The organism is Sphingomonas sp., from assembly GCF_050725575.1.
In the GTDB taxonomy this organism is placed as follows: domain Bacteria; phylum Pseudomonadota; class Alphaproteobacteria; order Sphingomonadales; family Sphingomonadaceae; genus Sphingomonas.
Window position 1 is genome coordinate 1 of the sequence record NZ_JBOHHW010000019.1, and the last position, 14,861, is coordinate 14,861.

Below are 14,861 nucleotides of genomic sequence, written 5' to 3' on the forward strand. Positions count from 1 at the left end.
CGCGCTCGACCGCATCTTCATCCTTCATGCCGACCATGAGCAGAACGCCTCGACCTCGACCGTGCGGCTTGCCGGGTCGTCGGGCGCCAATCCGTTCGCCTGCATCGCGGCGGGTATCGCCTGTCTGTGGGGCCCGGCGCATGGCGGCGCCAACGAAGCTGCGCTCAACATGCTGCGCGAGATCGGCACAGTCGACCGGATTCCGGAATACATCGCCCGCGCCAAGGACAAGAACGATCCGTTCCGCCTGATGGGCTTTGGCCACCGCGTGTACAAGAATTACGATCCGCGCGCGACCGTCATGCAGGAAACCGTGCGCGAAGTACTCGGCGAATTGGGTGTCACCGACCCCGTGTTCGACGTGGCGCTGAAGCTCGAGGAAATGGCGCTCAACGATCCGTACTTCATCGAGAAGAAGCTGTTCCCCAACGTCGATTTCTATTCCGGCGTGATCCTGTCGGCGATCGGTTTCCCGACGACGATGTTCACCGCCCTGTTCGCCCTCGCCCGCACCGTCGGCTGGGTCGCGCAGTGGAACGAGATGATCGCCGATCCGGAACAGAAAATCGGTCGTCCGCGCCAGCTCTACACCGGCCCGACGCAGCGCGATTACGTCCCTGTGGACAAGCGTTGATCAAGACCATGCTGCGGGCCGGCGGCGTCCTGGTGACGCTGTTCGGCCTGTTCTTCTGCGGCCAGGGTCTCGGCCTCATCATGTGGCCCGCGCAGAGCTTCATGCTCGCTCAGGGCCAATGGGCAATCTACGGTGCGATCATCGCCGCGTTCGGGGTCGGCTTGATCGTCTGGTCGCGGCGGGGCTGAATACCCCTTGTAAACCCCTGACTGCTGGATCGTTAGCGCATCCGTTATGAAGGCGGTTGCAAAGAGCCGACTACGCCATGATGCTCTAGATCGGGGGAAACGGGCATGAAGATTCCAAAGAACAAGTACGTATCATCTGCGCTTGTAATCCTGGGATTTTGCCTGGCCATGTACCAGATGGTCAACTATGTCGGCCTGTACCGCTGGGTCGCTGACCTACAGCTTCGTTTCTTTGGCATATATTTTCCCCTTCTGGCGATGCTTCCGTGCCTCGCGCTCACGATTCCGGGATTTCTACTTTCTCCGGATTCTGAAGCCGAGCGCGAAGATTTCGAGTGGAGCTTCGCCACCGCGGAAGAATTAGGCATCTACCGTCAAAGGCGTCGGCTGACGCGCCTCAGATATTTCTTACCTCTTACTGCACTTGCCAGCGCCACCCTTTTCATTTGGTCGCAATTTCTTCCCTCTGCTCCACCCCCGGCCGTTACAATTGATCTCAACAAGCCGTTCGCCTCCGCCCCACCAACTGGTGTCCCGGTCGTTGTGATAGGCACGCCTGTCATGAATGCGATGGTCGCTGTTGAAAGCTTGGGCCGGATGCCCGACAAGGCAGTCGTTCCGATCGTCGGAACGGAGGGAGCTAATGCACCGCTCATATTTGTGAATCCGGTGACATACTCGCGCATCGACCAAGGCCTGCTGATCAACCTCAGGCAAAGCGGCCGGATATCCGGCGTACTCTATAAAAATGCGATGCCGGGAGAGTTACGCCGCAGTTACGAGAAAGCCGGCATCGAGATACCTGAGCCGCATTATGTCCTCAGCCAGAACTACCGGTCGATGTATTCCGGTGTCATTCTCTGGGCCTGGCTTCTGGCGAGCGTGGCTATGTTGCAGCTGCTGCTATTGTTCAACGCGCGGCGCTTGATCCGCAAATTCACGCGTGAGCTGGAAGAGAATTACTGATCGCTATCGCGGGTATCAGTCCGTTCGTTTCGAACCAATCACCGAATATAGGATAGCCCAGTTCAGGCGTGCCGTTCTGGCCGGATGTCGCGGCAGGCAATCCACATGCCGGCCGCATTCCGCTCCAGCCCCGCGCTGTTCTATTCGCGATAGGGCAAGGTGAAGATAAAGCGAGCGCCCTGCCCCGGCGCACTGTCGACGGTGATATCGCCGCCCATCGCCCGCGCCAGCCGGCGCGCGATATAGAGGCCAAGACCGCTGCCGCCCGCTTCGTGAGGGTCGACGCGTTCGAACTTCTCGAAGATACGCTTCTGATCCTCGAGCGCGATGCCCTTGCCCTGATCGGCGACGATTACCGCAGCGATATCGCCCTCGCGTTCGGTGCGGATCCACACCATGCCGTCGACCGGGGAATAACGCACCGCATTGCCGATCAGATTGACCAGCACCTGCAGCGCGCGGCGGAACTCGCCGGTCGCGGGCAGCACCTCCTCCAGCGCCGGCTTGTCGATGCGCACCTTTGCGCCGCTCGCGCGGACACCGAGCAGGCCGGCCGCGCGGCGCGATACATCGGCGAGGTCGATCGGCTCCGCCGCGACCTTGAAATCGGGACGCTCGATCGCCTGCAGATCGACCAAATCGTCGACCAGCCCCATCAAATGCCGGCCCGCGCTGGCGATATCGGCAGCGTAATCTGCATAATCCTGGCGCAGCGGACCCTCCGACTGCGCATTGATGCTGTCGGCATTGGCGATGATCCGGCCGAGCGGCGAACGCAGCGCCGCATCGAGCCGCGCGGCAAAGGCGCCTGACACGCCTTCATTCTCCGGGAATGGCGCGGCCGGCGCCGGATCCGGATCGATCATATGCGCAGCACCAATAAAGCCGGCAAACGCGCCCTGGCTGTCGGTGCGCGGCGTTGCCGCCAACCGCACGGCCTGTCCCGTGGGACGCACAGTCGCACGCTGATCGTCGAAGCGTTGCCGCATCGCCAGCCCGCCGAGGATCGGGAATGCGCCTTCACGATCCTCGCCCAGCAGGAACAGGCGAGTCAGCGGCTGACCGAGCATCTCGCCCGCGTCGAAGCCGTGTTTCGCACCGATGGTGACCGACAGGAAGCTGATCCTGAGCGCAGCATCGGTTTCCCACAGCCAGTCTGCCCCGCTGCGCAGGAAATCGCCCTCGCGCTCGCTATCGGGCGCGGCGGGATGCCAGGCGGAGCGCATGCGCCAGCCAGTGATCTCGAGGCGGATGCCCCGCGCGTCGGGATTGGCGCGAACCCAAAGGTCGACATCGCCATCCCCATCCCCTGCGACGACACCGCGCGAAATCAGGATGCCGAGCCGCTGCGCCAGCCGTGCGAGAGTCGCGACCTGCGGGATCGCAAGCGGCTCGCCAAGGCCGCCGCCGGCACGGGTGTTGAATTCATGCAGCCGCTGATCGGCTTCGATCAGCCGACCGGCGGGATCGAGCAGACCACGCACCGGCGGCAGGCTGGAATCGAGCATGTTCACACTCGCTTCCGCGCCAGGGCGCGCAGCGCGGCGCGGTAATCCGGGTGGAGCCTGAGCGGCGCGAGCGCGGCGCGCGCGGTATCGGCCGGTGTCGCGACGATCGTGTCGATCGAATCGGCAAAGGCTTCGAGATCGCGGCGCGCATCGGCCTCGCACAGTGCAAGCCCGATTCGGGCGATCGGCTCACGGTCCAGCTCAAGCGCACGCAGCACCAGCCAGAGCCGGGCTGAATCGGGATCAATCACCACCTCGCGCGCCTGGTTGAAGTCCAGCCCCATCGCATGCGCGATCAGGGCGATGAACAGCGCAATGCGCCGGTCGCCGATCGCTTCGACCAGCAGAGCGGGCAGTTCGTGCGGCGATGCCTCGATCGCTGCTGCAAGCCGCATCGCCGCGGCTTCGAGCCGGTCGCCCTCATCATGCGCGGCAAGACTACGCGCTGCCGCTTCGGCAAGTGCGCGGTCCAATGCGGCCATCGCATCATCGGTATCGGTCGCGAAGCGTTCGCGCAGGGCCGCCGCGACCCACCAGACCAGCCGGTGGTGCAAGTCGGCCGGCAAGTCGGTATGCGACCCCATGCCGCCGTCGATCGCGCCGCGCCGCCGGCTTTCTGCGGTCAGCAGCGCCATCGCGCCAGCCGCCACGACCGAATCGGGCTGATTGACCAGGCGGGCGAGCAGGCTGGGCTTTTCGGGTTCGTCGGGTGCGCTCGACGGCAGTGCATCGCCCAGCGCATCCTGCTGCACCCGCGCGATCAGCTCGCGCATCAGATCCATGTCGCGCAACAAGCCAGCGACCACCAGCCGGTCAAGCACCGACACACTCGCCGCGGTCAGCGTCTCGGCCAGCACCGTCTCGTTACGCGCAGCCAGCAGGCGCGCCGCATGCTGGCGCAGCGCGGCGTCGATCGACACCACCATCGCGGCCAGCGCGGTCGCCATCGCCGACCGCGAGCGATCGTCGAGCCTGGCATCGTCGGGCAGAAAGAAGTCGTCGATCGCCACCGCGAGCCGATGATCGGCACGCGCGTCTGCGCCGGCTGCACGCACGAGCAGCGGGCCGGCGCCCCTCTGGGTACCATCATCCATGTCGCGAACATTGATCGACATGTGTCTCGGCTTAGGGAAATGTCGTTAAAACGAAACTAAGGCTTTTCTCGAAATGCCTCAATGGCGGCAAAAAGCGTCACACCGGCATAGAGCGCCGCCAGCGCCAATCCGATCAATGGATAGCCGGCGCCGACCGGAATCAGCATCGCAACCAGATAGGCGACCGGGCTTCCCCACCAGGCGCGGCGCGTCTGGCCGCGTGTAGCGCGTTCGACCAAGGCCGCAGCAGCGATCAGCGCGATCGACAGGGTCCATCCGGTCGCGGTGCTGGTTTGCATGCTGGTGACATGCCCCAGTTCAAGCGCGGCGAGCGCCGCAAATCCGGGAATCGCGGCCCGTTGCGCCCGCGACAGCGTCTCCTCATCGCGCAGCCAGGCGAGCGCTTGCCCGATGGTGAAGGCCAACGCGGCAAGGATGGTCAACGCGATCCCGGTGCCGGGCCAGCGGAACCAGATCGCCGCGAGTGCTCCGAGGCCGATCACGCCCCCTGTCATCCCAAGAGCCCAGGTCGGCACGCCGCGCGCCATCAGATAAGGCAGCACCAGCCGCGCAAGCGGCGCGAGCAGGAAACGATCGGCCCAGGCAACCGGCTTCGACACCAGGGCCGCAAGGATGACATTGCCGCGATCGGCGAGGGTGCGCGAATCGCGCTCGATGCCGTGCGCGCCGCCGGCCGCGCCGGGCGGCATGGCGATCTGGACCGCCTGCGCCTGTGCGGCGACGCGCAGCAGAGTCGACTGGAAGTCATAATCCCGCGGCATCGCCGCCACTTCAGCGATCCGCTTGGGATCGAGTCGCGCCAGCCCGGCCCAGGCGGCATCAACACCGACTCGCTCGAAACCCGGCACCGCGTCGCGGTCGGACATGGTCAGGATCGCATCCTCGCCATCGCCGGCGAGCAACGCGACGACATCGCCGGTCGTCACCAGTCCATCGGCGACAACCAGCACGCGGGCGAGCGGATGGATCTTCTGCTTGGCCTCGACCGCATTGCGCACGACATCGACGGCAACGCCGCGCCGGCCGATCCGGCTGATCGCGCCAAGCAATTCGGGCGTGAGCCGTGCGACCACGACGATCAGCTGCGATGCCCCGGCAGCGACCACCAGCCGGGCCTGGAACTCAATCAACGTCAGTCCGCCGAACGGCAGGGTCGCCGCCAGCGTGCCGCGCCGATCGTCGGCATCCTCAGTCGCGAAAATCAATCCAGCCAGCATCATCCGGCTGTTAGGGCGTCACGGCGCGATTGGCAAAGACCCGCGCCGGCCCCAATCGGCCAGAGCCAAGGTTAGGAGATGGATGCACCCATCAGCGCGCCGAAAAGAAGCGGCAGCTGTGTGACTTTCCCGGCGATCCTCAGAGACGTTCGACCGCGCGGCGCAGTTTGCGCAGCAAGACGACATCCTGGGGTGGCACGGTCGCGGCCTCAGTGGCGATCGCCATCAGCCGGATCGCGCCAAAGCTTGCCGCCAGGCCCTTCAGCCGCCAGGCGGCCGCTTGCCATCCCTCCGTATCGCGCGCACGCTCAAGGCCTGCCAGCCCGCGCTGCACGCTGTCGAGAAACGCCTCACGCAGCTCAGCGATCAGCGCGGGTTCGTCACCCACCGCGGCCGCCAGCGTCGCATCGATTGCACCAGGATCATACGCCATGCCACTGTCGTACAAGGCAACTCTTAAGGCGAGGTTTCGCTATTCGCTTTCCGACGCGGCAAATCATGGTAAACATGTGACATGAATGGGGGTTCGCGCATTGTCGATATCCGCCCGGGTCACGGCAAGGCCGCCCCGGAGGATGACCTTATCTTGTCGGATCCCTTGCCCATCGAAACGCCTGAACTGACGCCCGAGTTCGACGACGACGACGCTTATGACGCGCCGCCGGCCCGATTCGGCTGGATCGCGCCCGTCCTCGGCGTGCTGGTCTCGATCGGCTGGGTCGGGGCGATGCTGTGGCTGTCCTGGCCGAGCCTGACCGTGGCCGAGCCGATGGCGCTGACCGGCTTCATCGCGGCACTGTGCGTCCCGCCGGCGCTGATCGGCATCCTGTTGATTCTCGCGCTGCGCACCAGCCGGGCCGAGGCACACCGTTTCGGCATCACCGCCCAGGCGATGCGCGCAGAAGCCGCCAGCCTGGAGCGGACCGTTGCCGTGCTGTCGCGCACAATCGATGCCAACCGCACCAAGCTCGCCGAACAGACCACGGCGTTGATGGCGATGGGCGATGGCGCCGCCACCAAGCTGGCGACGATCGGCACCGGCCTCGCGACTCAGGTCGCCGAGACCGATACCCATGCCAGAACCCTGGCCGAAGCTGCGGCGATCGCCCATGCCAAGCTCGATGTACTGATGGCGATGCTGCCTCGCGCGCACAGCGAAACCGCCGAGATGGCGCGGACGCTCGAGCGCACCGGGCTGAGCGCGACCGAACAGGCCGGCGCACTCGATGCGCAGCTGACCGCGCTCGCCGAACGCGGCCGCGAGGCCGATGCGGTCGCCGGCGGGGCGGCGCAGCGGCTCGCCGCGCACATCACGCGGATGGAAGCGACCGGCGAGACCGCCGGCACGCGGCTCGAACAGATCACCGAAACGATGTCCGAAGCGGTCGACGGCCTGCTCGGCCGTACCGCCGATGCGGTCGATGAAGCGCGCAAGGGCATCACCGCGCAGGGCGAGGCGATGCTGGCGATGCTGGGCACCAACCAGGCGGCGCTGGACCGCGCCGGCAAGGACGGCGCCGAAGCGCTGGCTGCGCGGATGAGCACGATCGAAGCGCTGATCGATCGGATCGCCACGCGACTCGACCAGCAGCGTGGGGCAAGCGACGCGATCATTGTAGAACTCGACGACGGCATCACTCATGTGTCGGGCCGTCTCGACGCGCTTCACGCACAGGGTGTCGATCGCACCCAGACACTCGCCGCATCGATCAGTGCGCTGGGCGGGTCGGCCGATGCGATGACCGAGGCGCTCAAGACCGGCGACCTGATGGCGACCAGCGCGATCACCACGACGGAGCGGCTGCTGCTCGCCCTCGACGCCGCGGCGCGCGAGATCGACGAGACGCTGCCCGACGCGCTCACCCGGCTCGACACGCGCATCCTCGACAGCCGCAAGGTCATCGGCGAGGCCAAGCCCGAACTGCTTGCGCTCGTCACCGCGGCGGAGAGCACGCATGACGCGATCGAAGCGATCGCCCAAGTCATCTCGCATCAGCGCGATACGGTCGACAAGCTGTCGGGCACGTTGCTCGAGACGCTGACCAGCGGCCAGGCCAAGGCCGATGCGCTCGGCCAGATGGTCGATGACACGATCGGCCGCACGCATCGCTTCGCCGAGGAAGCCGCACCACGGCTGGTCGAGGCATTGCTCCGCGTCCGCGATACCGCCAGCGCCGCCGCCGACCGGGCGCGCGAAACGCTGGCCACGGTCATTCCGGAGGCGACTCAGGCGCTCGAAACGGCCAGCGTCGCGGCGATGGAGCGTGCCGCAGGCAATGCCGTATTGCGGCAGATCGCGTCGATCGGCGAGGCCGCCGAAATGGCGGCGGAGGCAGCGCAGCGCGCATCCGAGCGGCTGACGCGTCAGATGCTCGCCATCGCCGATTCGACCGCGATGGTCGAAAGCCGGATCGACGATGCGCGCGAGGAACGCGAAGCCGCTGATCGCGATACATTCGCCCGGCGTGTGTCGCTGCTGATCGAATCGCTCAACTCGGTTTCGATCGACATCACCAAATCGGTCTCGGCCGAAGTGTCCGACAGTGCCTGGGCAGCCTATCTGAAGGGCGATCGCGGCGTCTTCACCCGCCGCGCGGTGCGCCTGCTCGATGCGGGCGAGGCGCGCGAGATCCTGCGGCATTATGACGATGATCCCGCCTTCCGCGAACAGGTCAACCGCTACATCCACGACTTCGAGGCAATGCTGCGTGCGATCCTCGCGCAGCGGGATGGCTCACCGCTGGGCGTGACGTTGCTGTCGTCCGACATGGGCAAGCTGTACGTCGCATTGGCTCAGGCGATCGAGCGACTGCGCGCCTGATCCTACGGGGACGCCGCTCCCTGTTCGCGCGAGAATCTCCCTGTTTCTCCCTGTTCTTTGCCAAAGTATTTTTTCTCCCTGTTAAGTTGGAAAATGCGTCTAATTTAATGCCCCCGTTTCAGTGACTTGACACCCATTCTCCCTGTTATCGGTTAACAGGGAGCGGCGCGCGAATAACAGGGAGAATCCGCTCCCTGTTCCCGGCGAAACAGGGAGTTTCGCTGTTCCTGGTTCCAGTCATAAGAAAGAGCATAGCGGGCCCCGGTTGAGATTCGTCGGCCCGACGCTGCCACGACCATCAGCGATGTTGAATCGGCATCACCCGAACTGGACGAAGGAAATGACGTTCCGGTCAGGGTCACGGACATGGAAGTCGGTCCCGCCCCAGGCCTGCTTCATCAGGCGCTGCGCAAATTCCATCTCGCGCGCAAGAAACTCCTCGAACAGCGTGCGGACATTGGTCACTTCGAACGAGGCGAGGATCAGCGACTCTTCCGCCGCCGCCAGTTCGGCAAAGTTGGTCCAGTGCACGAACCGCAAGTGCAGGCACACGCCGTCGCGTGACACCGCGCCGTAAAAAGCCGGTTGCCCGTGCAGGAAACCCACCGCGAAGCCGAGTTTCTCACGGTAGAAAGCGGCAGCGGCCGTGACATCGCGGGCGAACAGGATGGGCACCACGCGCTTCAGCCGCGGCGTATCGGGGTTCTGGCGTGGCATCTTGAGCGCGTCAGCCGTCGCGCTCTTTGATGCGGCCCAATCCGGAAAGCCCGCGATCGTAACAACCTCCTGCAGCGCCAGCACTGATGCGTTCCGTCAGACCGGTCGAGTTATGTGCAGCTGTCTTTCGCTGTCAGGCCGCCCGGCGATCGCGGGATGCCGACACACGCAACCATGGGATGATGGCGCTGCAACCTACTGTATCATCATTGGATTGATGCCTGTAAACGCGCGCTCATCAATGATATCGTCCGACCGACAATCAGGCACAGGAGACCGAATGTCGTTTCTTCGTTTGGCGCGCCGCCCCTATCGCACACCGACACGCCGCTGAGGTCCGCATCCATGTCACGGTCAAACCGCTACCCTTCCGGGCCCGTCCCATTCTCGAACTTATCCACCGTAGGTCGGCATTACCGTACCGGCTCCTTCGATCCCCCGACTCCGGCCGATCAGGGTGCCGGCCCCTGGAAATCGAAACCTGTCGAGGCCGAAACGCTCGCGAAATACGTCGCCCTCCGTCAGGCGGTCGGCGTTCCGACCATGGTCTATCCCGGTATCAATGCGACCCTCCATCTACAGCATTATCTCAATAATTCGGGAACGACCTATACGATCGATCTGGAGGATATGATTCGCTGTGTGCCCAGTGCGAAGCGCGCGATGGTGGCTGAATTTCGCCAGGCGCAGAATTTCCTCCAGGGCATGCCGCCCGGCCGGTACCTGTTCACCTCGAGCAACGCCGAAGGCGGGTATAACGAAAAAGAAGAGAACGCAGAGTGGTTCTACGCGATCGGCGGCTATTATTATTGGGGTAAGGGCGAAGCGACCATCACCTCCACCCAACGCGGCAAACGTTATGAAGTCGATTTCACGTACTGCTTCCGCGACCGGTATAATTGGGATGGCGGCAAGTCGGTGGACATCGGTCCCCTTCACATCACCGATGAATTCATGGCCCAATTTCACCGTCAGGGGCTTGCCCGCGAGTTCGACTGCATCGGATCCGTACAGCGCGCCATCACTTGGGAAGGTGATGCGGCACCCCCACCCGAGCGATCCATTCTCACACGACAAGGGCGATAATGATGCGGGCCCTGTCAATGCTGACGATCGCGACGGCCTTCACCTTCACCGCATGCAGCGCTTCGCCCGCGCAGGAGAAACCACGGATGACCAACGAGAAGGCGCAGAGCAACGCCACCGCGATCCTGCAACGCATTGGCCTTGAGCTGCCGCCCACCGCCCGGATCGAATTCGCCGAGCAGCAGGCCGGACAGGATGATTCAGCCCGGCTGGTGGCCGTGATGCCGGTTGGCGACTGGAAGGCGTTGCTGGCTCGATTGCCAATAGCGAAAACCGATCAATCGCCGTTCGAGGCAGAGGCGAACTTCCATCTTGGAACCGATCGCGGCCAATGGACTCCCGACAAGACCAAGGGGCTGGAAACGGTGCAACTGCCCTGGCACGGCGGGGTGGAATCGCTGAATCTAGGCATTGCGCCGGCGAGCAGAGGCGAGGTTCGCCTGTATATCTACTGGTACCAATTTTAAGGGCTACCCCCCGAATGCTGATGTCCAGCCGATCTAGCAGATCAACGGTGTGCGGCGTGACCCAGCCGCTCCATTGAAGCTGGAGTGATTTGCGCTGGCGTGTAGCCTCAATGCCGCAAATCCGCGACGACCTGCGCCACTGCGTCCGCCACAAGCTGCGGATTTTCTTGAGCGATGGGGTGCCCATTATCTCTGGCAATGAGATGTTCGCCGCGCGTTGACAGTTTGGTCCAAGCCTCCTGCGCCTGAGGCCATGACTTTTCGAATTCCCTGCTGAGATATTCGCCGCTCCGGCCGTGGGAAATCACGATCAGCGGTTTGTTGCCCAAAAGGCCTGGCAACGTTTTTGGAAGTTCGGAAGACGGTGTTTGCTGATAGGCGTCTATCCAGTCGTTCGCGAAACTTGCCATTGGTCGAGACCAAATTGCGGCAAACTGACCATGTACTTTGGGGGACATATTGGCGACCCAAGCCGGTGCCTGGCTTTCGAAAAGCGCTCGAACCAAGCCGACACGCCAAGCGATTTGCCACATATGATCGCGCATTTTGCCGGGTGTGCACATTGGACCGCTGAGGCGATGCCAAGAATCCGGCTCCGAGGCGTCAACGGCCACAATCCCTGCAACTTGGTCGGGTGTCCGAGTAGCCATGGTCAAAGCGACCATGCCGCCAAACGATTCCGGCACCAGGACATAAGGCCCCTTTTCGCCCGAACGCGACAACAGGCTTTCGAGATCAGCGGCAACCTGCGGCAATCCCATAGCTTGCTTAGGCGGATCGCTCCAACCAAGCCCGGCTCTGTCGTAGCTGCATACCGGGCTGGTCGTCGCCAGTTGAGCCTGAAGGTCGTAAGAGTTTACCGATGGAGAACCTCCCCCCGCAAGCATCAGTATCGTCGGTGAGCCGTGTCCGAGACACCAGATGTGAAGCCGGTGATCGCCAACATTGATGAGACGTCCCGGCATTGGAAAAGCTCGTGCGTCCCGCCATTCACTCCACTGCTGATAACCAACGCCAATGGTCGCCAGCAGCAGGAAGCTGAGGCCGATGGGCTTAAGCCATCTTGTGGAGCCAGTCATTCTTGGAAGCTACAAGGATGTCTCAGGACTTCAACACCCGCTTTGAGGCATGTTGCGCAACGCCACAAAGACCGGCTTCAAGTCGATTCTGGCTTGAGCTGACGTTCGCTTCCACGCCGGTTGTTCGCTCTCACGCCGATCGGATGCACAACACACTTCCCGGAACCGACGAGAAGGCGTTAGCCGAACCCTGAAGCTACGCCCCCTCGTTACCCAGCCGGTCGAACAGGTCGACGGTCTGCGGCGTGATCCAGCCGAAATGATAGTTGAGCATGAACAGCCCGAACAGGATCGTGGCGACGATGGTCACACGGATCGCCACCTTGCCGGCCTGGAAGGTATGCGGCGCACTCTCGGCCTGGCCCGGCACGCGCGCCACCCCGGCCTCGTCCGACGTGCGCACCCCGAAGGGCAGCACGAAGAACACCGAAAAGGCCCAGAACAGGAAATAGATGGCGAGCGCCGAGGTCCACCGCATCGCCGGATCAGGCCTCGATCAGCAGCACGTCGACGATCGGCTTCTTGCCGGTCCAGCGCGTCGCGACGCGGCGGACCGAAAGCCTGACGCTGTCGCGCAGCTTGGCGCGGTCGCGGCCGCCCGAACGGACCGCCTCGACCACTGCGTCGATTGCCTCGGCGACGAAGGGGTCGCGGTCTTCCTCGACCGGAATGCCCTGAAGCTGGACCTGCGGCTGGCCGAGCAGTGCGCCATTCTTGCCGACCGCAACCGCGACCGAGATCTGGCCGAACAGCGACAATTTGCGCCGCTCGTTGATCGTCGCGCCGTCGCCGGGCAGAATCACGTCGCCATCGAGCACGAGACGGCCGACCACGGCATGGCCGACCTTCTGCGGATCGCCCGGCGCGAGCCGCACGATGTCGCCATTGGTCTGCACCAGCGCCTGCGGCACGCCTTCGGACAAGCCAAAGCGCGCCTGCTCCATCAGATGGCGCATTTCGCCATGCACCGGCATCAGCACCTCAGGCTTCATCCAGCGGTACATCTGCGCCAGTTCGGGGCGGCCCGGGTGGCCGGAGACATGGACGTGCGCCTGGCGGTCAGTGACCATCACCACGCCCTTGGCCGCAAGCTGGTTCTGGATCCGGCCGATCGCAACCTCGTTGCCCGGTATCTGCTTCGACGAAAAGACGACGGTGTCGCCGGCATCGAGGCTGATCGGATGCTGGCCATTGGCGACGCGACCAAGCGCGGCGCGCTCCTCGCCCTGCCCGCCGGTCGCGACGATCAGCACCTTGTTGCGCGGCAGACGCATCGCGGCTTCGGCGTCGATCGTTTCGGGGAAGTTCTTGAGATAGCCGGTCGCGCGGGCGACCTTCAGGATGCGGTCGAGCGAGCGGCCCTGGACGCACAGCGCCCGGCCGGTTTCGCGTGCGACCTCGCCCAGCGTGTGGAGCCGGGCGGCGTTGGAAGCAAAGGAGGTGACGAGCACCCTGCCCTTTGCCTTGCCGATCGTGTCCATCAGGCCGAGCAGCACATCGCTTTCCGAGCCGGAGGCTTCGGGATTGAAGACATTGGTCGAATCGCACACCAGCGCGAGAATGCCGGCATCGCCGATGGCGGCGAGCTGTTCGGTGGTCGCCGGATTGCCCAGCACCGGTGCTGCGTCGAGTTTCCAGTCGCCGGTGTGGAATATGCGGCCATAGGGCGTGTCGATCAGCAACGCGCTGGCCTCGGGGATCGAGTGCGACATGGGGACGAACTGGACACCGAACGGGCCGAGATCAAAGGGTTCGCCGGGCCGCTTCACATGCAGCTTCACGCGGTCGGCATTGCCTTCCTCTTCAAGCTTGCCACGGATCAGGCCGGCAGTGAACGCCGTCGCATAGAGCGGCACGCCGAGATCCTCGGCGAGATAGGGCAGCGCACCGATATGGTCTTCATGGCCATGGGTCAGCACGATGCCGATCAGATCGTCGAGGCGTTCTTCGATGAATTGCAGGTCAGGCAGGATCACGTCGATGCCGGGATAGGCCGGGTCGGCAAAGGTGATGCCACAATCGACCATCAGCCATTTGCCCTGACAGCCATAGAGATTGACGTTCATGCCAATCTCACCGGAGCCGCCAAGCGCGACGAACAGGAGTTCTTTCTTTGGGTTAGTCACTAAAATTATTGTCTTTCTGGTTCGGCCAGTGCCGCGATAGCGGACGGCCATAGGAGTGCGCGTTCAGCGCGATAATCTGGTTGAGGATGGAGCGGGGCGCCATTCCCGGGCGCGCTCTCGCAAATCTCTAAGCCTTTATATGGGCGCGATCCCACAGCATCGCCAGTCCCTGAATGGTCAGATCGCCCTCGATATAGTCGAAAACATTGGTGTGTTGCTCAAATAACGTCGCCAGGCCGCCGGTGGCGATGACCTTGACCGGGCGGCCGACCTCTTCCTTCATCCGCGCGACCAGGCCTTCGACCATCGCGATATAGCCCCAATAGATGCCGATATGCATCTGGCTGACGGTATCGCGGCCGATCACCGAGAGGTTGCCGGCCGGCTTCTCGATCGCAATGCGCGGCAGCTTGGCAGCGGCGGTGACCAGTGCGTCGAGCGACAGGTTGATGCCCGGGGCGATGATCCCGCCCTTGTACGCACCGGAATAATCGGAAAAATCGAAGGTCGTCGCCGTACCGAAATCGATCGTGATCAGGTCGCCGGGATAGAGCGCGTGCGCCGCGATCATGTTGACCGCGCGATCGGCACCGACCGCATGCGGCTCCTCGACATCAAGGTGCATGCCCCATTCGACTGGCGGCTGACCGGCGATCAGCGGTTCGCCGCCGAAATATTTGCGCGCGAGCATCTGCAGATTGTGCAGCGCGCGCGGCACCACGGTGGCGATGATCACCGCGGTCACGTCCTTGCGGTCATAGCCTTCGAGCGTGAGCAGCTGGCTGAGCCACACGGCATATTCGTCCGCAGTGCGGCGCGGGTCGGTGGCGATGCGCCAGCGCGCCTTGATTGCTTTGACCCCAGCGCCGCTGCCGCCGCCGGTATCGACCAGCGCGAATACGACATTGGTATTGCCGGCATCGATCGCGAGCAGCAT

General features: G+C 63.8%; 15 protein-coding genes. 6 read left to right on the plus strand and 9 right to left on the minus strand.

From position 1 onward, the window contains the following. The 3 genes from ACRECS_RS14010 to ACRECS_RS14020 form a co-directional block, all read left to right on the plus strand. The coding region (locus tag ACRECS_RS14010) for a citrate/2-methylcitrate synthase (RefSeq protein WP_431583570.1) at window positions 1-634 on the plus strand (634 nt) is incomplete at its 5' end. After that, window positions 631-822 carry a hypothetical protein gene (locus ACRECS_RS14015; RefSeq protein ID WP_431583571.1) on the plus strand — a complete coding sequence of 64 codons (192 nt, stop codon included), beginning with the start codon at window positions 631-633 and terminating at the stop codon, window positions 820-822. The genes ACRECS_RS14010 and ACRECS_RS14015, both read left to right, overlap by 4 nt. Window positions 823-927: 105 nt before the next feature. After that, window positions 928-1,788: a hypothetical protein gene (locus ACRECS_RS14020; RefSeq protein ID WP_431583572.1), complete on the plus strand. Its 861-nt coding sequence runs from the start codon at window positions 928-930 to the stop codon at window positions 1,786-1,788. A 140-nt stretch (window positions 1,789-1,928) separates the two neighbouring features. On the opposite strand, the gene ACRECS_RS14025 is transcribed toward ACRECS_RS14020, so the two are convergent. The 4 genes from ACRECS_RS14025 to ACRECS_RS14040 form a co-directional block, all read right to left on the minus strand. After that, entirely contained in the window at window positions 1,929-3,296 is a 1,368-nt protein-coding gene (locus tag ACRECS_RS14025) for a sensor histidine kinase (RefSeq protein ID WP_431583573.1), read from the minus strand. Between the two features lie 2 nt (window positions 3,297-3,298). Further along, window positions 3,299-4,411 (minus strand): DUF2336 domain-containing protein, encoded by a 1,113-nt coding sequence (locus ACRECS_RS14030; RefSeq protein ID WP_431583574.1) that lies wholly within the window; start codon window positions 4,409-4,411, stop codon window positions 3,299-3,301. A gap of 35 nt (window positions 4,412-4,446) precedes the next feature. Beyond that, window positions 4,447-5,628: a hypothetical protein gene (locus ACRECS_RS14035; RefSeq protein WP_431583575.1), complete on the minus strand. Its 1,182-nt coding sequence runs from the start codon at window positions 5,626-5,628 to the stop codon at window positions 4,447-4,449. A gap of 139 nt (window positions 5,629-5,767) precedes the next feature. Next, window positions 5,768-6,061, minus strand: coding sequence for an Hpt domain-containing protein (locus ACRECS_RS14040; RefSeq protein ID WP_431583576.1), 294 nt, complete (start codon window positions 6,059-6,061; stop codon window positions 5,768-5,770). A gap of 81 nt (window positions 6,062-6,142) precedes the next feature. Between ACRECS_RS14040 and ACRECS_RS14045 the strand changes: the two genes are divergently transcribed. Then, window positions 6,143-8,449, plus strand: a complete 2,307-nt coding sequence (locus ACRECS_RS14045) for a hypothetical protein (protein ID WP_431583577.1) — start codon at window positions 6,143-6,145, stop codon at window positions 8,447-8,449. A 318-nt stretch (window positions 8,450-8,767) separates the two neighbouring features. On the opposite strand, the gene ACRECS_RS14050 is transcribed toward ACRECS_RS14045, so the two are convergent. After that, complete coding sequence (locus tag ACRECS_RS14050; protein ID WP_431583578.1) at window positions 8,768-9,250, minus strand: glyoxalase superfamily protein; 483 nt, start codon at window positions 9,248-9,250, stop codon at window positions 8,768-8,770. A gap of 261 nt (window positions 9,251-9,511) precedes the next feature. On the opposite strand from ACRECS_RS14050, the gene ACRECS_RS14055 reads away from it, so the two are divergent. Both ACRECS_RS14055 and ACRECS_RS14060 read left to right on the plus strand, forming a co-directional pair. Further along, complete coding sequence (locus ACRECS_RS14055) at window positions 9,512-10,252, plus strand: hypothetical protein (protein WP_431583579.1); 741 nt, start codon at window positions 9,512-9,514, stop codon at window positions 10,250-10,252. Between the two features lie 17 nt (window positions 10,253-10,269). Then, on the plus strand, window positions 10,270-10,719 hold the full coding sequence (locus ACRECS_RS14060; RefSeq protein WP_431583580.1) for a hypothetical protein: 450 nt from the start codon (window positions 10,270-10,272) through the stop codon (window positions 10,717-10,719). A gap of 107 nt (window positions 10,720-10,826) precedes the next feature. Here ACRECS_RS14060 and ACRECS_RS14065 read toward each other — a convergent pair whose 3' ends face one another. The 4 genes from ACRECS_RS14065 to ACRECS_RS14080 all read right to left on the minus strand — a co-directional run bounded on the left by ACRECS_RS14065 (window position 10,827) and on the right by ACRECS_RS14080 (window position 14,861). Continuing rightward, a complete protein-coding gene (locus tag ACRECS_RS14065) occupies window positions 10,827-11,798 on the minus strand; it encodes an alpha/beta fold hydrolase (protein ID WP_431583581.1) in 972 nt (323 codons plus the stop codon). 196 nt (window positions 11,799-11,994) lie between these two features. Next, a complete protein-coding gene (locus tag ACRECS_RS14070; protein ID WP_431583582.1) occupies window positions 11,995-12,276 on the minus strand; it encodes a DUF1467 family protein in 282 nt (93 codons plus the stop codon). A gap of 7 nt (window positions 12,277-12,283) precedes the next feature. Beyond that, the gene (locus ACRECS_RS14075) at window positions 12,284-13,924 is read right to left on the minus strand and encodes a ribonuclease J (protein ID WP_431583583.1); all 1,641 of its coding nucleotides are present in this window, start codon (window positions 13,922-13,924) and stop codon (window positions 12,284-12,286) included. Window positions 13,925-14,051: 127 nt separating this feature from the next. After that, window positions 14,052-14,861, minus strand: coding sequence for a type III pantothenate kinase (locus ACRECS_RS14080; protein ID WP_431583584.1), 810 nt, complete (start codon window positions 14,859-14,861; stop codon window positions 14,052-14,054).